The organism is Acidovorax sp. ACV02 (genome assembly GCF_014851475.1).
Lineage (GTDB): Bacteria > Pseudomonadota > Gammaproteobacteria > Burkholderiales > Burkholderiaceae_C > Acidovorax > Acidovorax delafieldii.
Window position 1 is genome coordinate 269040 of sequence record NZ_JACUZU010000002.1, and the last position, 20521, is coordinate 289560.

Sequence of the window (20521 nt, forward strand, 5' to 3'; positions counted from 1 at the left end):
AGGGCTCAGGCGGGCGATTTTTTCAAGTAAGGCGCCAGATACCGCCCCGTATGGCTGGCCGGGTTGGCCGCCAGCTCCTCGGGCGTACCCACACCCACCACGGTGCCGCCGCCGGCACCGCCCTCGGGCCCCATGTCGATGAGCCAGTCGGCGGTTTTGATCACGTCCAGGTTGTGCTCGATGATGACGATGGTGTTGCCCGCGTCGCGCAACTGGTGCAGCACCTTGAGCAGCAGATCAATGTCGGCAAAGTGCAGGCCGGTGGTGGGCTCGTCCAGGATGTAGAGCGTGCGGCCCGTGTCGCGCTTGCTCAGCTCCTGCGCCAGCTTCACGCGCTGCGCCTCGCCGCCCGACAGCGTGGTGGCGGCCTGGCCCAGGCGGATATAGCTCAAGCCCACATCCAGCAGCGTCTGCAGCTTGCGCGCTATTGATGGCACGTCCTTGAAGTAGGCCGCAGCGTCTTCCACCGTCAGCTCCAGGATCTGGGCAATGTTCTTGCCCTTCCACAACACCTCCAGCGTCTCGCGGTTGTAGCGCTGGCCATGGCAGATGTCGCAGGGCACGTACACGTCGGGCAGAAAGTGCATCTCCACCTTCACCACGCCGTCGCCCTGGCAGGCCTCGCAGCGGCCGCCGCCCGATGACTGCGACACATTGAAGCTGAAGCGCCCGGGGCCGTAGCCGCGTTCCTTGGCGGTGTTGGTCTCGGCCATCAGCTCGCGGATGGGGGTGAACAGGCCGGTGTAGGTGGCAGGGTTGCTGCGCGGCGTGCGGCCAATGGGGCTCTGGTCCACGTTGATGACCTTGTCGAAATACTCGATGCCTACGATCTCTTCGTGCTCGGCCGGTTCTTCATGCGCACGGTGCACCTGCCGCGCCACGGCGGCATAGAGCGTGTCGTTGACCAAGGTGCTTTTGCCCGAGCCCGACACGCCCGTCACGCAGGTGAGCAGCCCCACCGGGAAGTCCACCGTCACCCCCTTGAGGTTGTTGCCCGTGGCACCCACCACGCGCAGCGCCTGCACGGCGCCCTGGCGCGCATGGTGCTCGGCCATGCGCTCTGCGCGGCGCTTGCTGGCTTCGGTCTGCGGAAAGCGCGACTTGGGCTTGGCCTCCACCACGGGCGCAGGCTGGTCCAGCACCGGCAACCAGGGCGTGCGGCGCTGGGGCACGGCAATAGTGCGCGTGCCCGACAGGTACTGGCCCGTGAGCGACTGCGCATTGGCGCGCACTTCGTCGTACGTGCCCTGCGCCATCACCCGCCCGCCGTGAACGCCCGCACCGGGGCCCATGTCGATCACATGGTCGGCGGCGCGCATCATGTCTTCGTCGTGTTCGACCACGATCACGCTGTTGCCGATGTCGCGCAGGTGCTGCAGCGTGGCGATCAACCGGTCGTTGTCGCGCTGGTGCAGGCCAATGCTGGGCTCATCCAGCACATACATCACACCCGTCAGGCCCGATCCAATTTGGGACGCGAGGCGAATGCGCTGCGCCTCGCCGCCGCTGAGCGTTTCAGCGCTGCGGTCCAGACTCAGGTAGCTCAGGCCCACGTCGTTCAAAAACTGCAGGCGCGTGGCGATCTCGCGCACCACCTTGTCAGCAATCTCGGCCTTGGCACCGGTGAGCTGCAGGGCGTGGAACCATGCGTGCGCGTCGCTCAGCGTGGCGTGGCTCACTTCGTAGATGGCACGGGCCTGCGTGCCTTCGCCCACCTTCACATGGCGGGCCTCGCGGCGCAGGCGCACGCCGTGGCATTCGGGGCAGGGCTGGGTGCTGCGAAAGCGCGCCAGGTCTTCGCGCACCACCACCGAATCCGTCTCGCGGTAGCGGCGCGCCATGTTAGGCAGGATGCCTTCAAACGGGTGCTTTTTGGTGTGCACCTTGCCCTTGGAGGCCCCACTGTCCATGATGTAGCTGAAGGCGATTTCTTCATCGCCCGAGCCGTGCAGGATGGCGTGCTGTACCGGCGCGGGCAGCGACTCAAACGGAGCCTCGATGTCGAAGGCGTAGTGCCGTGCCAGGCTCTCCAGCATCGCAAAGTAGTAGCCGTTGCGCCGGTCCCAGCCCTTGATGGCGCCGCTGGCCAGACTGAGCGACGGGAAGGCCACCACACGCGCCGGGTCGAACACCTCGCGCTGGCCAATGCCGTCGCACGCCGGGCAGGCGCCCATCGGCGAGTTGAACGAGAACAGGCGCGGCTCCAGCTCGGCCAGCGAGTAGCTGCACACCGGGCACGCAAACTTGCTGCTGAACAGGTGCTCCTGCCCCGTGTCCATCTCCAGCGCCAGCACGCGGCCATTGCCCTCGTTGCCCCCCACGCGCAGGGCCGCCTCAATGCTCTCGGCCAGGCGCTGCTGCAGGTCAGCGCGCACCTTCACCCGGTCGATCACCACGTCAATGTCGTGCTTTTCGGTCTTCTTGAGCGGGGGCAGGTTCTCGTGCTCGTAGATCTGCCCATCGACCCGAAAGCGGATGTAGCCCAGCGCCTGCATCTGCGCAAACAGCTCGGTGAACTCGCCCTTTTTCTCGCGTGCCACGGGGGCCATCACCATGAGTTTGGTGTCCTCGGGCAAGGCCAGCACGGCGTCCACCATCTGGCTCACCGTCTGAGCGGCCAGCGGCAGGCCGTGATCCGGGCAAAACGGGGTACCCGCGCGGGCGTAGAGCAGACGCAGGTAGTCGTGGATCTCCGTGACCGTGCCCACGGTGGAGCGCGGGTTGTGGCTGGTCGCCTTCTGCTCAATGCTGATGGCGGGCGACAGGCCTTCGATCAGGTCCACATCCGGCTTGTCCAGCCGCCCCAGAAACTGCCGCGCATAGGCCGACAGGCTCTCCACATAGCGCCGCTGGCCCTCGGCATACAGCGTGTCGAACGCCAGGCTGGATTTGCCCGAGCCCGACAGCCCCGTGATCACCACCAGCTGGTTGCGCGGAATGTCCAGGTCAATGTTCTTGAGGTTGTGCGTGCGCGCCCCCCGGATGCTGATGCGCTGCTCGCGCAGGGCGCGGGCGAGGTAGAGGCCGCTGTCGGCGGCTTGGGCATCAATGGGGGAGTGAGAGTCTGTCACGGAATGAAGTAAACAGCAGGGAAACCGACCATGATAGGTCAACCCCTACAGCTTTGCTCACCAAAGCCTGCGTGAAACCGTCTGTGCCGCCACCCCATTACCATTACATGCCCAGTATCTTCGCCAGCGCCAAAATGCCCCATCTGACCAGCCCCCACACCCCTCATCTCCATTCACAGGTGCTCACAGTGAGTCGCGCGGAACGGGAGCAACTAGGCGGTCATGCGGGCCGGGTCGTGTGGCTCACCGGACTATCGGGTGCCGGAAAATCGACCATCGCGAATGCGCTGGAGCTAGAACTCCATCACCAGGGCAAGCGCACCTACATCCTTGACGGAGACAATATCCGTCAAGGGTTGAATCAGGATCTGGGGTTCTCCGACGCCGACCGGGCAGAGAATATCCGGCGCATTGCTCATGTAGCCCGCCTGTTTGTCGAAGCTGGCGTGATTGTGGTGGTGGCGTTTATTTCACCCTTCCGCGCTGAGCGCGAGACCGCCCGGGCTTTGTTTTCGCCAGGGGACTTTCTTGAGATATTCGTGGACGTACCCTTGGCTGTTGCCGAGGAGCGCGATCCAAAGGGCCTGTACCGCAAAGCGCGGGCGGGGCAACTTCGCCAGTTCACGGGCATTGATTCGCCCTATGAACCCCCGCTGGCGCCAGAGCTTGTGCTGGCAACAGCGCAGATCACGCCGCAGGAATGTGTGCAAAAAATCTGCCGTCTGCTGTGACTATTTGAGTTGACAACGCCTGTCCGCCCTGCCTTGGCGAGATGGCTTGGTGCCCAGGTCGCATCCAGGTTTCTGCGCCATGGGCGAAAATCCCCGCTTTATCTGCCCTACAGGGCACCACCGTGCCGGAATCTCCTTCTTCATTACGGGGCGCTGCCCTGCCCCCCTTGTCGTCACCTTCATTTGGCACCGCAATGACCGCGCTGGAGCGTCGCTCCAGCGTAAGCCTGGCCCTCATTTTTGCGCTACGCATGCTGGGCCTGTTCCTGGTGCTGCCCGTGTTTGCCCTGGAGGCACGCAAGTACCCCGGTGGCGACGACCCTGCACTGGTGGGTCTGGCCATGGGTATCTACGGCCTGACGCAGGCAGTCCTGCAGCTGCCGCTGGGCATCGCGTCTGACCGCTTCGGGCGCAAGCGGGTGATCGTGCTCGGTCTGCTCGTCTTCGCAGGCGGCAGTCTGATGGCTGCGCTGGCGGATTCTCTGACCGGACTGCTGCTGGGCCGGGCGCTGCAGGGTGCAGGGGCTGTGTCGGCAGCCGTGACCGCGCTGCTGGCCGACCAGACACGCGACAGCGTGCGCACCAAGGCGATGGCGCTGGTGGGCGGCAGCATCGGGCTGATGTTTGCCGTGGCGCTGGTGGCGGCACCGATGTTGGCTGCCCATATCGGCCTGGCGGGGCTGTTTGGCCTGACCTGTGCGCTGGCCCTGGCCGGTGTGGCCGTGGTGGTGTGGTGGGTGCCGCCCGAGCCTGCGCTGCATCGGAACGCCCCCCGGGGCCGCCTGGCCGATGTGTGGGGACACCCTGACCTGCTGCGCCTGAACCTCGGCGTGTTTGTGCTGCACACCGTACAGCTGTCCATGTGGGTGGCCGTACCCGCGATGCTGGTACAGGCAGGACTCACCAAAGACCACCACTGGCAGGTGTACCTGCCCGCCGTGGTGCTGTCGTTTGCCGCCATGGGCGGACTGTTTGCGCTGGAGCGTGCGGGCCGACTGCGCGCAGCCCTGCTCGGAGCCATTGCCCTGGTGCTGGTGGTGCAGGCGGGGCTGGGCCTGCTGGCGGCCAGCGGTGTGCCTGCCACGCTGTGGGTGCTGGGGCCTTTGCTGTTCGTCTTTTTCTGCGGATTCAATGCGCTGGAGGCCAGCCAGCCCAGCCTGGTGTCGCGCATGGCGCCAGCCCAGCTGCGCGGCGCCGCGCTGGGCAGCTACAACACCCTGCAGTCTCTGGGCCTGTTTGCGGGCGGTGCGATGGGTGGCGCGCTGGTGAAATGGGCTGGGGCTCCAGGTCTGTTTGCCGTGACCACGGCGCTCACGGCTCTGTGGCTGGTGCTGACCTGGCCGCTGCGGCCCGTGGGGCGTGGCGGGCACTGAACCGCCAAGCCGTGCCACGCCGTCAGGGCTTCCATTGCCCCCCGGTTGCGGCACAATGGAGCGTTTGGCGCCTGGAATCTCTCTCCAAATCCGGCGCTTTTATCCCTTAAAGGCAAAGACAGCACCATGGCATCCGTAAACAAAGTCATCATCGTCGGCAACCTGGGCCGCGACCCTGAAATGCGCACCTTCCCCAGTGGCGATCAGGTGGCCAACGTGACGATTGCCACCACCGACAAGTGGAAAGACAAGCAGTCTGGCGAAATGAAGGAAGCCACCGAGTGGCACCGCGTGGTCTTCAACGGCCGCCTGGCCGAAATCGCCGGCCAGTACCTGCGCAAAGGCTCGCAGGTGTATGTAGAGGGCAGCCTGCGTACCCGCAAGTGGACCGACCAAAGCGGCGTTGAAAAGTACAGCACCGAAATCCGCGCCGACCAGATGCAGATGCTGGGCAGCCGCCAGGGCATGGGCGGTGGCGGACAGGGCGGCGGACAGCAAGGCGGTGGATACGACGACGGTTACGGTGGCGACCAGGGTGGCTACGACCAGGCCCCGCGCCGTGCAGCGCCAGCGCCGCGCCCCATGGCCGCCCCCGCTCAGCGCCCTGCACCCGCTCCCGTGGCACAGGCACCGCGCGCGGCCTCCGGATTTGACGACATGGACGACGACATTCCGTTCTGACAGCTTCTGGCACCGGATTCAGTACCCAGCCCGCACCCGCAAGGTGCGGGCTTTTTTTCGTCTGTGCGCAAGGCATGCCCAACCCCACGGAAAACGTCGCCTGTGGGCGTCAAAACGTAGCAACTCGCAACAGGAGGTGCTGGAGCCCGCCCGACTCACAAGCGCCAGCGCGGCCATGGAGCGATGGCTTTTACAACGGCGCTCACGGGCGCCGCTTCTCAGTTTTGTCCAGTTCGGCACCACCGCAACAAACCAACAATTCCTTACATTCGATACGGAAATATCAAAGATCATCGCGGTCTGGCTCGCCAAAGAGGTGCAAAACCCGGCGGCCAGCAGTTACCAAAATCAATATTCCAAACTGAAAAGAGAGAGGGTTGTGATGCCGGGGTTCGTCCGAAAGATTTTGATATTTGTCACTGGCTACGCGTGGCTCCTGCTGCTGGCGGGTCCGGGGCTCATCGGGCTGTCGGTGTACAGCGGCTGGAAGGCGGAAGATGGCCACGCCTACGTGGCGCGCGAAAGCCTGCAGACCGTGTCCGGTACCGTGACGCAGGCCTCTGAAGTCACCGTCAAGCGCAAGCGTCGTACAACCAAGAAGTACTACGAAATCACGGTCCAGCCCGACACCGCTGGTGCCGAGGCGCGCAAGCTGCGCATCGACCACAGCACACCGCAGCAGCTGGTGGGCAACCTGATCGACGAAAAAGTCACCGCCTTGGTCGATGGCAGCGACAGCGACCTGGTCTATGAAGTATCGGCAGACGGCGCGACCGTTATCAGCTACGACACCACCAAACAGCGGCTGCAGGCCGAAGCCGCCTCTTCCGCGCAGTCCTTCAGCGGCGCAGGCACCTGGATCTTTGCCATTTTGCTCACGCTGGTGGGAGCGGCAGGCGTGTGGTCCAACCGCAAGCTGCGCGCCGCCGACGAAGCACACCAGCTGGCCGCCGCCTGACGGCCATACCCCATAAAAAGAGAGAGGGAGGGAGGGGCAGCGCCCGGGGCGCGCTCCTCCCATCGTTTGCGCCAACCTGCGCGCTCACTACGGAGGACCACACCATGAACCCCAACGCACTTTCGCCACAAACCCCTGCGGGCGCTCCGATGGAGCGGCGCGATTTCATCGTCTCTACCTACAAGCACCTGGGCGTGGCCATTCTGGCCTTTGTCGTGCTGTCGGCGGTGCTGATGGTGAGCGGACTTTCCACCGCCGCGGCCAAGATGCTCATGGCCAGCGGTAGCAAATTCCTGTGGCTGGGGGTCATGGGCGCTTTTATGCTCGTGGGCTGGCTGGCATCGCACCTGGCCGACAACTCGGACAACCCTCAGACACAGCTGATGGGCCTGGGCCTCTACGTGCTGGCGGAAGGGCTCATCTTTGCCCCGATGTTCGGCATTGCCCAGCTTTTGGTGCCCGGTGCCATCGGCGCTGCCGCCTTCATCACGCTGCTGCTGGTGGCGGCGCTCACCTGGACGGCGTTCAGCAGCAAGACCGACTTTTCGTTCCTGGGCGGCATCCTGAAGGTGGCGGGCCTGGTGGCACTGGGCACCATCATCGCGGGCGCCATCTTCGGCTTCAAGCTGGGCATCTGGTTCTCAGGGCTCATGGTGCTGTTTGCGGGCGCCTGCGTGCTGTACGACACCTCGTGCATCATCCACGACTACCCTGCAGACCGCCCCGCCGGCGCAGCGCTGCACCTGTTCGCATCGATTGCGCTCATGCTCTGGTACGTGCTGCGCATCCTGATCAGCCTGGCCACGAACGACGACTGACACGCCGGGGCACCGCCCCACAAAAAAGCCGGAGCGATCACCGCCCCGGCTTTTTTGCATCTGGAAAGAGAGTTTCAAGACAAATCAGGCGCAAGCGCTGGATTCCATTGCCCTGACAGCTATCAATTTTGAAGTATCAACGGGCCATGGCTGGCTGCACCGTCGGCGCATGGCCGGTGGGCTGCGGCAACCCCTCCACGGCAGCAATCACGCCACCGCCCAGGCAGACATCACCGTCGTACAGCACCGCGCTCTGCCCGGGCGTCACGGCCCATTGGGCGTCCGGAAACTGCAGCGCAAAGCCATCGGGCACGGTCTCCAGCGCGCACGCTGCGTCCTGCTGGCGGTAGCGCGTCTTGGCAGCGTAGGCGCCGGGCCCCGGGGCCTGCCCAGCGCACCAGCTCACGTCCTGCGCCACCAGGCGGTGCGACAACAGCCAGGGGTGGCCGTGACCTTGCACCACCCGCAGCGTGTTTTTCTCCAGGTCCTTGCGGGCCACGAACCAGGGCTCGTGCGCGCCGCCACCGCGCTGGGCGCCCTTTTCCTTCACGCCCCCAATGCCCAGGCCCTGGCGCTGGCCCAGCGTGTAGAAACTCAGGCCCACATGCTGACCCAGCTTGCGTCCCCGGTCGTCCAGAATGGGCCCGGGCGCATGGCTGATGTAGCGGTTCAGAAACTCGCGGAAGGGCCGCTCACCGATGAAGCAGATGCCGGTGGAATCCTTCTTCTTGGCGTTCGGCAGGCCGATCTCCTCGGCAATGCGGCGCACTTCGGTCTTGTGCAGCTCACCCACGGGGAAAAGGGTCTTGGACAGCTGCGCCTGGTTCAGGCGGTGCAGAAAGTAGCTCTGGTCCTTGCTCGGGTCCAGGCCCTTGAGCAATTCATGCAGGCCCGTGGCCAGGTTGTGCCGGACGCGGGCATAGTGGCCGGTGGCGATCTTCTCCGCACCCAGGCGCATCGCGTGGTCCAGGAAGGCCTTGAACTTGATCTCGGCGTTGCACAGCACATCGGGGTTGGGTGTGCGGCCAGCCTGGTACTCGCGCAGGAACTCGGCAAACACCCGGTCCTTGTAGTCGGCCGCGAAGTTCACATGCTCGATCTCGATGCCGATCACATCGGCCACAGCGGCGGCATCCACAAAGTCGATGTTGGACGAGCAGTACTCGCTGTCGTCATCGTCTTCCCAGTTTTTCATGAAGATGCCGACCACCTCATGGCCCTGCTTTTTGAGCAGGTAGGCGGTCACGGCCGAGTCCACGCCGCCGGAAAGGCCGACGACAACGCGCTGTTTGGTAGGGGAAGTCATTGCCCCGATTGTATTTTTGATGCCGCCGGGGCACTGCGCGGGCGCGCAGAACGCGTAGCCACCAGCAGGTCATACAGCTGCTGCGCGGCAGGCGACAGGGTTTTGCCCCGGCGCTTGATCAGCCCCATCTGCCGCGTGACGATGGGCTCCACCAGCGGAATACTGACCAGCGTGGGGTGGTCCTTGCCCGGCATGGCCAGGCTGGGCACGGCCGCCACGCCCAGGCCTGCCTCCACCAGGCCCAGCAGCGTGGTCACGTGCTTGGCCTCGTACAGGCACTGGGGCCGGTCGGGCACGTTGGCCAGCGCCAGGTCCATGAGCAGGCGGTTGCCCGAGGTCTTGCCCACCGACATGAAGTCATGCTGGCCCAGCTCGGCCCAGCTCACCTTCTTGCGGCGCGCCAGCACATGGTCGCGCCGGCAGGCGGCCACAAAACGCTCGGCCAGCACGGGTTTGAACTCGATCTCGGCCTCCTGGCTGCCGATGAAGTTCAGGCCAAAGTCCGCATCGCCCTGCGCCACGGCCACCAGCACCTCGTTAGCGCTGGCGTCGTGCACCTTGACGCGGATTTTCGGAAACCGCTCGTGGTAGCGCTTGACCACCTGCGGCAGGAAGTAATACACGGCCGAGGGCACGCAGGCAATCGTGACCTCGCCCATGCGCCGCGCGGCCACATCGCCCAGGCCCATGAGCATGCCGTCCAGGTCGTCCAGCCACACGCGGGTCTTGCGCGCAAAGTCGCGCCCCACTGCCGTGAGCGTGACGCGGCGCGTGGTGCGGTCGAGCAGGCGCACACCCAGGGCTTCTTCGAGCTTGTCGATGCGGCGGCTGAAAGCGGGCTGCGACAGGTGGATGGCCTCGGCGGCCGCACGAAAGCTCTGCAGCTCGGCCACAGCCGCAAAGGCCTGGATGTCGGCAAGGTCGAATTTGTTGTTCATCGCGGCGTCCTTCCAGTGCGCTTCAGGGTGTTGTCAGCGTTGCAAGCCGTGCATCAAACGATCAGAACATTGCAATTCACGGCCGTAATTGGAGCATGTACAAGCCACGTAAGCCTATTGCACAGCATGCATCAATCGTTGCCAACAATGCAATTCACAGATCATCGAAGGCGTCGCACCATGCCGACCCATGAGCACCAACATTCCTTGCGTTCTGATGCGTGGCGGCACTTCCCGGGGGCCGTTCTTCCTGGCCGACTGGCTGCCGCGCGACCCCGAAGCCCGCGACCGCACGCTGATTGCAGCCCTGGGATCGCCCCATGAGCTGCAGATCGACGGCCTGGGCGGAGGCAACTCGCTGACCAGCAAGGTCGCCATCGTCTCGCGCTCCACGCAGCCCGACTGCGATGTGGACTACCTGTTTGCCCAGGTCAGTGTGCAGGAGGCCCGCGTGGACACACGACCCAACTGCGGCAACATGCTGGCCGGTGTGGGGCCCTTCGCCATCGAGCAGGGGCTGGTCCCCGCAGACCGCGCAGGCCAGACCACCACCGTGCGGGTCTACAACGTCAACACCCGCTCCCGCATCGACGTGCAGGTGTGCACGGCGGGCGGCCAGGTGCACTACGACGGCGATGTGCGCATCGACGGCGTGCAGGGCACGGCAGCCCCCGTGCTGATGAACTTCCTGGACGCCTGGGGCGCCGTCACCGGGCAGATCTTTCCCACCGGCCAGCGCATCGACACCATCCAGGGCCTGCAGGTCACCTGCATCGACGCGGCGCAGGTGATGGTGCTATTGCGCGCCGCCGACCTGGGCCTGCGCGGCGACGAGACACCTGCCGAGCTGGACGCCAACACCGCCTTGCTCACCCGCATCGAGGCCCTGCGCCTCGAAGCAGGCCAGCGCATGGGCATGGGCGATGTGACACACAGCGTGCTGCCCAAGCCGGTGATCGTGTCACCGGGCGCGCAACCGGGCAGCGTGGTGTCGCGCTACTTCACCCCCCACCAGTGCCACCGCTCGCATGCGGTGACGGGCGCAATTGGCGTGGCGGCGGCCTCGGTACTGCCGGGCACCGTGGCCACCGACGAACGGCATGCACCCGCCGCCGGGCTGCGCCGCGTGGAAGTGCAACACCCGGCAGGCCGCATCCAGGTGGAGGTGGAGCTCAGCGCGGTGGATGGCCAGTTCAAGCTGGTGCAGGCCGCGCTGGTGCGCACTGCCCGAAAGATTCTGGAAGGCACGCTGTTTGTGCCCGAAAGCGCCCCCGCGCACTGAGCGCTCTTCAGGGCACCGCTTGCGCAGCGCCCTCCCAACGATTTCGACGATTCCAACCATTACGACAGGAGACAAACCATGCCCCGTTCCATTCACTCCAACACGCGCCGCACGGCGCTGGCCACGGCTGCGCTGGCGCTTGCGTCCAGCGCCTTCTGGGCCGCAGGCACCGCCCATGCGGCCTATCCCGACAAGCCCATCACGCTGGTCGTGCCCACCGCCGCCGGGGGCGGCAACGACGGCATGGCGCGCGTGGTGGCCATCAAGCTCTCCACCCTGCTGGGCCAGCAGGTCATCGTGGAGAACAAGGCGGGGGCCAATGGCGCCATTGCGGCCGAATACGTGGCCCGTGCGGCACCCGATGGGCACACCATCTTGTTTGGCTACATCGGCACCCACGGCATGAGCCCCGCGCTGCAAAAGCTGCGCTACGACCCCATCACGCAGTTCGAGCCCATCGGCATGGTGAGCTACTCGCCCACGCTGATGGTGGTGAATCCCAAGGTGCCGGCCAAGACGGTGGGCGAACTGGTGGCGCTGAGCAAGGCCAAGCCCCACGACTTCAACTACGCATCGGCCGGCAACGGCACAGCCCCACACTTCTCGGCGGAAATCTTCAAGCTCGAAAGTGGCGCCCAGATGGCCCATGTGCCCTACCGGGGCGCAGCCCCCGCCATGAACGACACCATGGCCGGGCAGACGCAGGTGATGTTTCCCAGTCTGTTCTCGGCCTACCCGCACGTGAAGGGCGGCAAGCTGCGCGCCCTGGCGCTGGCCGGGCCCAAGCGCTCGTCGCTTCTGCCCGATGTGCCCACGCTGGACGAGGCAGGCATCAAGGGTGTGGAGATCACCCAGTGGTACGCCCTGTTCGCACCCGGCAAGACGCCCCGCCCGGTGATCGACCTGCTCAACAAGACCTTGAACACCGCACTGGCCGACAAGGACGTGGTGCGCCGCATCGAGGAACAAGGCGCGGTGGTGGACACCAGCACGCCCGAGCAACTGGCCCTGACGGTGAAGCAGGAACTCGCCAAGTGGAAGGGTGTGGTGGTCAAGGCCCAGCTCACACCCGATTGAGCCCCTGCGAAGAAGGCTCTGGGAGACAGAGGGGCGCCACCGCCCCTCAGCGGCACACATGCCCGCATTTCAACAAGAGGAGACACCCATGAAAACGAAGATGGCAGCGGCCTGCGCTGCATTGGTCGGCCACTGCGCGATGGCACAAGGCACTGATGTGACGCTGTACGGCGTGGTGGACCTGGGCCTGCGCAATGGCAGCGGCCTCACCGCATCCAACGCGCCCACGGCCGGCTCCAGCCGCAGCCTGGGCAGCGGCATCCACACCACCAGCCGCTGGGGCCTGCGGGGCAGTGAAGACCTGGGCGGCGGCGCCAAGGCGCTGTTCAACCTGGAGAGCGGCCTCAACGCCGACTCGGGTGCCCCGGCCAACGCCACCAAATACTTCGACCGCGCATCCTGGGTGGGCCTGCAGGGCGGCTGGGGCACGCTGGCCCTGGGCCGCCAGACCACGACGCTGGCCGACGCCATCTCGCCCGTGGACCCGCTGGCCATGCGCTTTGCCAGCTTCAACCCCAACATCGGCGTGACGGCGCTGAGCCAGCATGGCCTGGGCATCGAGTACGGCAGCGCAGGCGCCAACTCGGGCTCGTACCGGCTGGACAATTCACTGAAGTACACGGGCCGCTTCGGCGGCTTCACGGCGCGTGCCATGTGGGGCGTTGGCGAGGTCGCATCGCAGGCCTCGGCCCTGTCGTCACGCGGCGTGGGCCTGGCCTGGGCTGCGGATGGCTTCGTGGTATCCGGCGCCTACCAGAGCTTCAACGACACCAACAAACGCGCACTGGACGCCACCACGCTGGGCGCCGCGTACCAGTGGGGCAACGTGCGCTTGGCCGCCAATGCCGGCCGCAACAAGGCCGAAACGGCGGCAGGCCGCTTCACTGTGCAGCGCGTGTTGTCCGCCGGTGGCACCTGGGCGGCCACCCCGTGGGTGGACCTCACAGCGGCCTACTACAAGGTGGACCGCTCGCGCACCGGCGCCGCCGACGACGGCTACGGCCGCCTGGTGGCGTTTGCCGAATACAAGCTCTCGCGCCGCACCAAGGTGTATGCCGAGCTGGACAACACCCGCTGGCGCAACGGCTTCCAGGGTGTGGCGAACAAGGCCACGGCCACCGGCATCTCGGCCGGTGTGGTGCACACGTTCTGAGCCCTGTAGGCCGATACGGCGGGCGCTGGGCACAGGTCTCTTGGAGGCTTATGCCCCAAAGCCCCCGGTGGCGCGGCGCACACCCGCCGCAGGGGGCCGGAAGGGAGACTCTGTCGACCCGCTATCGCACCACCATGGACGTGAAGGGCCACACATAAGCCTGCAGGCTCACCAACAGCCCCACCAGGCAGGCCAGCGCGATCGAGTGGAAGAAGACGAAGCGCAGGATGTCCCCTTCATGGTTGAACCAGCGGGTGGCGGTAGAGGCCACAACAATCGACTGCGCATCGATCATCTTGCCCATCACGCCGCCCGAGCTGTTGGCGGCGCCCATGAGGTTGGGCGAAAGGCCCAGCTGTTCGGCCGCCACCTTCTGCATGCCCCCGAACAGCACGTTGGAGGCCGTGTCCGAGCCGGTCAGCGCCACACCCAGCCACCCCATGAGGGTGCCAAAGAAGGGGTACAGCACACCGGTGTTGGCAAACGCCAGACCCAGGGTGGTGTCCGTGCCCGAGTAGCGGGTGAGCGTGCCCAGTGCCAGCATGAGCACGATGGTCAGCAGCGAATAGCGCACCAGCCAGACGGTGCGGAAGAACGTACCAACGATAGCGACGGGGCTGTAGCGCATGAGCAGGGCGCTGACCAGTGCAGACAGCAAGATGCCCGTGCCGGTGGCCGACAGCAGGTTCAGCGTGTAGACCGCACCTTCCTTGGTGGGCTTGGGCACCACAGGCGGCATCTTCTCGATGAGGTTGTGCAGCCCGTCCATCGGGAAGGCTGGCGAGAAAATGCCATTGAGCCATGCCTTGACCGATGGCAGCCCCCAGACAAACACACACACCGACAGGATCACCCAGGGCATCCAGGCATTGATCAGCTGGGCGCGTGAATAGCGCACCGGGGCCTGGGCGGGCTTGGTTTCGCCGGCACTGGGGTCGTGGCCGCGCATCGAGGGCGAGGTCCAGATCTTCTTGGGCTGCCACACGCGCAGGAACGCGATCAGGCTCGCCATGGAGACGATGGCCGCAATGATGTCCACCAGCTCAGGGCCGATGTAGTTGGAGACCAGGAACTGCGGAATGGCAAACGACACACCGGCGACCAGAATGGCGGGCCAGATTTCCCACATCGCCTTGCGCCCGGCAAACGCCCAGATCAGCCAGAACGGCACCAGCACCGAGAAGAAGGGCAGCTGGCGGCCGATCATGGCCGTCACCTCCATCAGGTCGTAGCCGTGCACCTTGGCCAGCGTGATCACTGGCGTGCCCAGTGCACCAAACGCCACGGGGGCGGTATTGGCGATCAACGACAGCCCCGAGGCAGCGAGTGGCGAGAAGCCCAACCCGATCAGGATCGCGGCAGTGACTGCCACGGGCGTGCCAAAACCGGCGGCCCCTTCAAAGAATGCGCCAAAGCAAAATGCGATCAGCAGCAGCTGGATGCGGCGGTCTTCCGTGATGTTGGACAGCGAGTCCTGCAGCACCTTGAAGCTACCGTTCTGCTCAGTCAGCTGGTGCAGAAAAATGATGTTCAGCACGATCCAGCCGATTGGCAGCAGCCCCACAAAACCGCCATACAAGGCGGCGCGACCCGCCATCTCGGCGGGCATGCCATAAGCGAATATGGCCACCACCAGCGCTGCGATGAGCCCCATGCCGGCAGCGATGTGGGCTTTGATGTGAAAGAACCCCAGGGCGGCCAGCATGATGATCACCGGGATCGCGGCCAGCGCGGTGGACGCAACCATATTGCCCGCCGGGTTGTAGATTTGTTGCCAGATCATGGCCTGTCTCCGTTCGGAAAGGGTTGAAGTGAAAAGATGCGGGCGCAGCATTCGCCTGTGCCAGCTCGCCGGCGGATTCTTCGGGAAAGCGCTGGTGGCGCTCTTGAAATGCAGTCCACCGGCGGTGCAAATAATTTCAAGTCCCCAGCTTCCACAGGGAATTGACGCGCCCCGGATGCACGGACTGCGTGTTTACCCGGAGCAACGGCGTCAGCCTGCTGAAAGTGCTGCGTTGCGCGCGCCGCACGCAGTCGCCAACGAGTCAGGTGCGAGTGGCGGCACCGGTGTATTTGTGCTCCCGGGGCAACGGACACGCCGGAGTACAGTGCCGCATGACCAAAAGGGCGCCATGGAACTGAGACAACTGCGCTATTTCGTGCGTGTGGTGGAGCAAGGCTCCATGAGCCGCGCTGCGCTGGACCTGGACGTGGTGCAGTCCGCGCTCAGCCAGCAGATCACCCGGCTGGAGAGCGAGCTGGCCACGCGGCTGCTGCAGCGCACGCCGCGTGGCGTGACGCCCACCGAGGCGGGGCTGGCGTTCTTTCGCGAGGCGCAGCTCACCCTGCGCCATGCCGACCAGGCCGTGCGCGCAGCGCAGCAGGCGCGGCTGTCGGGCACTGTCACCGTGGGGCTGGCGCCCACCACGTCGGGCGTGCTGGGCCTGCCGCTGATGCAGGCCATGCGCACACGCTACCCGGACGTGCGGCTGCACATGGTGGAGAGCATGTCGGGCCACCTCACAGCCATGCTGCATGCGCGCGAGCTGGACCTGGCCGTGCTGTTCGACACCCGCCTGCACCAGGCGCAGCAGGCCACCGGCGCGCGCCGCTGGGACATGGCGCCGCTGCTGGAGGAGGACCTGTTCCTCATCTGCGCCCGTGACCGAGGGGAGGGCCCCGGCCACCCCCGTGGCCGGCAGCTGCCGGAAACCATCACCGTCGCCGAGCTGGTGCAAGAGCCGCTGATCCTGCCCACCGGCCCACACGGCCTGCGCAGCACGCTGGACACCGCCTTTGCCCGCGACCGCGTGGCGCCGCACGTGGTGCTGGAGGTGGACTCGCTCGCCATGGTGATGGCCGCCGTGGACGCGGGCCTGGGCTCCACCGTACAGCCCTGGGCCGCCATGGGCCGCTACCCCGATGCGGCCGAGCGCTTTCAGTGCGCGCGCCTCACCGACGCGCCCGCACGCCGCGTCAACCTGCTGTGCAGCCTGCCCGACGAAGAGCTCTCGCCCGCTGCGCTGGCCGCGCGGGTGGTGCTGACGGACTGCGTGCGTGAATTGGTGACGAGCGGCCAGTGGTTTGGCACGACATGGATAGGCGGACAAGACACCAGCGCCTGAGCGGCCACCCCGCAGCCATCACGATCCGTGATACCCCCATGACCTGAACCCGCTGCACAGCGGGCCTGCGTCTCCCTACAGTCGCCATCACCCCGATGAACGACACGGCGACCACGCCAGGAGACACCCCATGGGCCCCACACCCCCTTCTTCATACCCCCGCGCGCAACGCACCGCCTGGAGCCACCGGCCATGAGCGGCGATGCTGTGGTCGATGTGCTGGTCATCGGCGGCGGCAACGCTGCCCTGTGCGCCGCCCTGATGGCGCGCGAGGCGGGCGCCAGCGTGCTGCTGCTCGAATCCGCCCCACGCGCCTGGCGCGGCGGCAACTCGGCCCACACGCGCAACCTGCGCTGCATGCACGATGCGCCGCAGGACGTGCTGGTCGATGCCTACCCCGAGGAAGAGTTCTGGCAAGACCTGCTCAAGGTGACGGGCGGGCTGACCAACGAACACCTGGCGCGCCTGGTGATCCGCGAGTCGAGCACCTGCCGGCCCTGGATGCGCCGCCACGGCGTGCACTTCCAGCCCGCGCTGGCGGGCACGCTGCATGTGGCGCGCACCAACGCGTTCTTCATGGGCGGCGGCAAGGCGCTGGTCAATGCCTACTACCGCAGCGCGGAGCAGCTGGGCGTGCAGATCCGCTACGAAGCGCCCGTGGAGCGCATCGAGATGGAGGGCCCCCACTTCGTCGCAGCCCACCTGGCCAACGGCGAGCGCATTGCCGCCAAGAGCTGCGTGCTGGCCGCGGGCGGCTTTGAATCGAACCGCGAATGGCTGCGCGAAGCCTGGGGCCAGAACGAGCGCGGCGAGTGGCCGGCCGACAACTTCCTGATCCGCGGCACGGCCTACAACAAGGGCGTGCTGCTCAAGCACCTGCTCGACGACCACGGCGCCGACCGCATCGGCGACCCCACGCAGGCGCACATGGTGGCCATCGACGCGCGCGCGCCGCTGTACGACGGCGGCATCTGCACGCGCATCGACTGCGTGTCGCTGGGCGTGGTGGTCAACCGCGCGGGCGAACGCTTCTACGACGAGGGCGAGGACTTCTGGCCCAAGCGCTATGCCATCTGGGGCCGCCTGGTGGCGCAGCAGCCGGGGCAGATCGGCTACTCCATCATCGACAGCAAGGCCATTGGCCGCTTCATGCCGCCCGTGTTCCCGGGCGTAAAGGCCGACACGCTGCCCGAGCTGGCGCAAAAGCTCGGCCTGCCCGTGGACACCTTCACCCGCACGCTCGATACCTACAACGCCGCCTGCCGCGTGGGCCAGTTCGACCACACCACGCTGGACGACTGCCATACCGAAGGCGTGGCACCCGCCAAGACACACTGGGCCCGGCCCATCGACACCGGCCCGTTCTACGGCTATGCGCTCAAGCCTGGCGTCACCTTTACCTACCTGGGTCTGCACACCGACGACACGGCTGCGGTGCGCTTTAACAACCAGCCCAGCCCCAACCTGTTTGTGGCCGGCGAAATGATGGCCGGCAACGTGCTGGGCAAAGGCTACACCGCCGGCGTGGGCATGAGCATTGGCACTGCGTTTGGCCGCATTGCGGGCACGCAGGCAGCTTTGGCCTCCAAACGCCCGGTAGCGCTAGTCGAACATGCCTCAAACGCTACAAAACAAGGAGCAAACCATGCAAACGCTTGAGGCCCTGACGCGCGACGCCCGGGCGCTGGCAAATGGCGACATCGTGCTGTCTGCGCCCGAGACCGAGGTGGCGCGCCAGCTGCAGATCTGCAACGCCTGCCGCTACTGCGAAGGCTTTTGCGCCGTGTTCCCGGCCATGACGCGGCGGCTGGAGTTTGGCAAGGCCGACATCCACTTCATCGCCAACCTGTGTCACAACTGTGGTGCCTGCCTGCACGCCTGCCAGTACGCGCCGCCGCACGAGTTTGCGGTGAACATTCCGCAGGCCATGGCCCAGGTGCGCGGCCAGACCTATGCCGACTACGCCTGGCCACCCGCGCTGGGCCAGCTGTACCAGCGCAACGGCCTGACCCTGGCCCTGGCACTGGTGGCCGGGCTCACGCTGTTCCTGCTGCTGGCCGTGGTGCTGCATGGCCAGGGCATCGCCGCGCTGTGGCAGGCCCCTGTGGGCGGCTTCTACGGCATCTTCCCGCACAACCTGCTGGTGGGCCTGTTTGCGCCCGTGTTCCTGTTCGCCGTGCTGGCGCTGGGCCTCGGCGTGCGCCGCTTCTGGCGCGACGTGACGCCCGCTACCAGCGGCGCGCCGCTGAGCGCGCCCGCCACGGCCGAGGCCACCGATGCCGTGCTGCGCCTCAAGTACCTGGACGGCGGCCATGGCGATGGCTGCCACAACGAGGACGATGCCTACACCCTGTCGCGCAGGCGCATGCACCACCTCACGTTCTACGGCTTCATGCTGTGTTTTGCGGCCACCAGCGTGGCGACGCTGTACCACTACCTGCTGGCCTTGCCTGCACCGTACGACCTGCCCAGCCTGCCCAAGCTGCTGGGCGGCATTGGCGGTGTCAGCCTGGCCGTTGGCACGGCCGGCCTGTGGCGGCTGAACCTGCGCCGCCACCCGCAACACGGCGATGCCGCACAAAAGCCCATGGACCGCGCCTTCATCGCCCTGCTGTTCCTCACCGCCACCAGCGGCCTGGCGCTGTGGGCGGTGCGTGGCACCGCAGGCCTGCCGCTGCTGCTGTGCCTGCACCTGGGCGCGGTGATGGCGCTGTTCGCCACCATGCCCTACGGCAAGTTTGCGCACGGCATCTTCCGCACCGCGTCGCTGCTGCGCCATGCCGTGGAGAAGCGACAGCCCAACCCCATCGGCCTGGGCGCCGACTGATCCCCAGCCCCCCAACAACCCACAATGAAGGAGACCCCCATGAACCCCAAAAGAACCCTGCTGCGTTGCGCCTTGGCGCTGGCCACCCTGCCTCTCGCCTTGGGCGCTGCGGCGCAAGACTTTCCGCCCAAGAAGCCCGTCACGCTGGTCGTGGGCTTTGCCGCAGGCGGCGCGGCCGATGCGGCGGCACGGCTCATCGCCAAGAAGCTGGGCGAGAACATCGGCCAGTCGGTGGTGGTGGACAACAAGGGTGGCGCAGGCGGCAACATCGCGCACCAGTTTGTGGCCAATGCGCCCGCCGATGGCTCGGTGCTGCTGCTCGGGTCGGTGGGACCGCTCACCATTGCGCCCCACCTGATGAAGGTGGCCTACGACCCCTTCAAGGACCTGGCCGCCGTGTCGGGCGGGGTGAACTTTCCGAACGTGCTGGTGGTGCACAAGGGCGCGGGCGTGAAGACGCTGGCCGAGTTTGTGCAGCTGTCCAAGAAGAAGCCCGGCAGCGTGGACTTTGCCTCCACCGGCGCGGGCTCGGCATCGCACCTGGCGGGTGAACTGTTCAACCAGCGAGCCGGCATCGACATGACCCATGTGCCCTACAAGGGCGGCGCCCCCGCGCTGCAGGACCTGCTGGGCGAGCGCGTGACCTCGTACTTTGCCGCGCCCCCCACTGCGCTGCCGCATGTGGAGACGGGCAAGCTCATACCGCTGGCCACCACCGGCCTCACGCGTCCGGCCTACCTGCCCAACATCCCTACCGTGGCGGAGTCGGGCTATCCGGGCTTTGAGGCGCTCAACTGGTACGCCTTTGTGGCGCCGGGCAAAACGCCCGCGCCGCTGCTGGACCGCTGGAACCAGGAGATCGTGAAGGTGCTGAACGACCCGGGCGTGAAAGAGGCGCTGAATAAGCACGGCCTCACGCCGCAGCCCACCACACGCGCCGAGCTGACGGCCTTCATGAAGAAGGAATCGACCCAGTGGGCCACCATCATCAAGGAACGCAAGCTGACGGCGGACTGATGGAAGCGGGCGCAGGAGCTGCGGCAGCGGGGGCAGTGGCGCCCGCCCGCCATCCTCGTTTTCCCGGAGACCGTCACACAGCCGACACCCGCCGCCGCGCCGGGTGCGCAACACTGTGGCAAACCTCCCAGGAGTCCTGTCGATGCATGCCCGCATTTCCTCCC

General features: G+C 66.2%; 16 protein-coding genes. 12 read left to right on the top strand and 4 right to left on the bottom strand.

All coding sequences use genetic code 11. The annotated features are described in order from the left end of the window. Positions 1-5 precede the first annotated feature (5 nt). A complete protein-coding gene (gene uvrA, locus IB236_RS05150) occupies positions 6-3071 on the bottom strand; it encodes an excinuclease ABC subunit UvrA (protein WP_192419269.1) in 3066 nt (1021 codons plus the stop codon). A 134-nt stretch (positions 3072-3205) separates the two neighbouring features. Here uvrA and cysC point away from each other — a divergent pair, with 134 nt between their 5' ends. From cysC to IB236_RS05175, 5 genes are all read left to right on the top strand, one after another. Further along, positions 3206-3802, top strand: a complete 597-nt coding sequence (gene cysC / locus IB236_RS05155) for an adenylyl-sulfate kinase (protein WP_146870749.1) — start codon at positions 3206-3208, stop codon at positions 3800-3802. 194 nt (positions 3803-3996) lie between these two features. Then, entirely contained in the window at positions 3997-5175 is a 1179-nt protein-coding gene (locus tag IB236_RS05160) for an MFS transporter (RefSeq protein WP_056742744.1), read from the top strand. A gap of 126 nt (positions 5176-5301) precedes the next feature. Beyond that, positions 5302-5856: a single-stranded DNA-binding protein gene (gene ssb / locus IB236_RS05165; RefSeq protein WP_056056677.1), complete on the top strand. Its 555-nt coding sequence runs from the start codon at positions 5302-5304 to the stop codon at positions 5854-5856. Further along, positions 5825-6814 (top strand): hypothetical protein, encoded by a 990-nt coding sequence (locus IB236_RS24290; RefSeq protein WP_225580980.1) that lies wholly within the window; start codon positions 5825-5827, stop codon positions 6812-6814. Before ssb ends, IB236_RS24290 begins: the two co-directional genes overlap by 32 nt. A gap of 104 nt (positions 6815-6918) precedes the next feature. After that, positions 6919-7632: a Bax inhibitor-1 family protein gene (locus tag IB236_RS05175; RefSeq protein WP_192419271.1), complete on the top strand. Its 714-nt coding sequence runs from the start codon at positions 6919-6921 to the stop codon at positions 7630-7632. A gap of 136 nt (positions 7633-7768) precedes the next feature. Here IB236_RS05175 and mnmA read toward each other — a convergent pair whose 3' ends face one another. Together mnmA and IB236_RS05185 are read right to left on the bottom strand one after the other, a co-directional pair. Beyond that, the gene (gene mnmA / locus IB236_RS05180; RefSeq protein WP_192419273.1) at positions 7769-8938 is read right to left on the bottom strand and encodes a tRNA 2-thiouridine(34) synthase MnmA; all 1170 of its coding nucleotides are present in this window, start codon (positions 8936-8938) and stop codon (positions 7769-7771) included. Beyond that, positions 8935-9876, bottom strand: a complete 942-nt coding sequence (locus tag IB236_RS05185) for a LysR family transcriptional regulator (RefSeq protein WP_056056686.1) — start codon at positions 9874-9876, stop codon at positions 8935-8937. The genes mnmA and IB236_RS05185 overlap by 4 nt, the downstream gene beginning before the upstream one ends. A gap of 190 nt (positions 9877-10066) precedes the next feature. Between IB236_RS05185 and IB236_RS05190 the strand changes: the two genes are divergently transcribed. The 3 genes from IB236_RS05190 (at position 10067) to IB236_RS05200 (ending at position 13388) form a co-directional block, all read left to right on the top strand. Next, positions 10067-11158 carry a 4-oxalomesaconate tautomerase gene (locus tag IB236_RS05190; RefSeq protein WP_192419274.1) on the top strand — a complete coding sequence of 364 codons (1092 nt, stop codon included), beginning with the start codon at positions 10067-10069 and terminating at the stop codon, positions 11156-11158. Between the two features lie 78 nt (positions 11159-11236). Continuing rightward, the gene (locus IB236_RS05195; protein ID WP_192419276.1) at positions 11237-12235 is read left to right on the top strand and encodes a tripartite tricarboxylate transporter substrate binding protein; all 999 of its coding nucleotides are present in this window, start codon (positions 11237-11239) and stop codon (positions 12233-12235) included. A gap of 88 nt (positions 12236-12323) precedes the next feature. Further along, complete coding sequence (locus tag IB236_RS05200; RefSeq protein WP_192419277.1) at positions 12324-13388, top strand: porin; 1065 nt, start codon at positions 12324-12326, stop codon at positions 13386-13388. A gap of 121 nt (positions 13389-13509) precedes the next feature. On the opposite strand, the gene IB236_RS05205 is transcribed toward IB236_RS05200, so the two are convergent. Next, the gene (locus IB236_RS05205; protein ID WP_056056694.1) at positions 13510-15171 is read right to left on the bottom strand and encodes an L-lactate permease; all 1662 of its coding nucleotides are present in this window, start codon (positions 15169-15171) and stop codon (positions 13510-13512) included. 349 nt (positions 15172-15520) lie between these two features. On the opposite strand from IB236_RS05205, the gene IB236_RS05210 reads away from it, so the two are divergent. The 4 genes from IB236_RS05210 to IB236_RS05225 all read left to right on the top strand — a co-directional run bounded on the left by IB236_RS05210 (position 15521) and on the right by IB236_RS05225 (position 20357). Next, complete coding sequence (locus IB236_RS05210; protein ID WP_015016336.1) at positions 15521-16513, top strand: LysR substrate-binding domain-containing protein; 993 nt, start codon at positions 15521-15523, stop codon at positions 16511-16513. Positions 16514-16705: 192 nt separating this feature from the next. Beyond that, positions 16706-18172, top strand: a complete 1467-nt coding sequence (gene tcuA / locus IB236_RS05215) for an FAD-dependent tricarballylate dehydrogenase TcuA (RefSeq protein ID WP_192419278.1) — start codon at positions 16706-16708, stop codon at positions 18170-18172. Next, a complete protein-coding gene (gene tcuB, locus IB236_RS05220; RefSeq protein WP_056056699.1) occupies positions 18159-19340 on the top strand; it encodes a tricarballylate utilization 4Fe-4S protein TcuB in 1182 nt (393 codons plus the stop codon). Before tcuA ends, tcuB begins: the two co-directional genes overlap by 14 nt. Before the next feature lie 39 nt (positions 19341-19379). After that, entirely contained in the window at positions 19380-20357 is a 978-nt protein-coding gene (locus tag IB236_RS05225; protein WP_056056701.1) for a tripartite tricarboxylate transporter substrate binding protein, read from the top strand. Positions 20358-20521 lie beyond the last annotated feature (164 nt).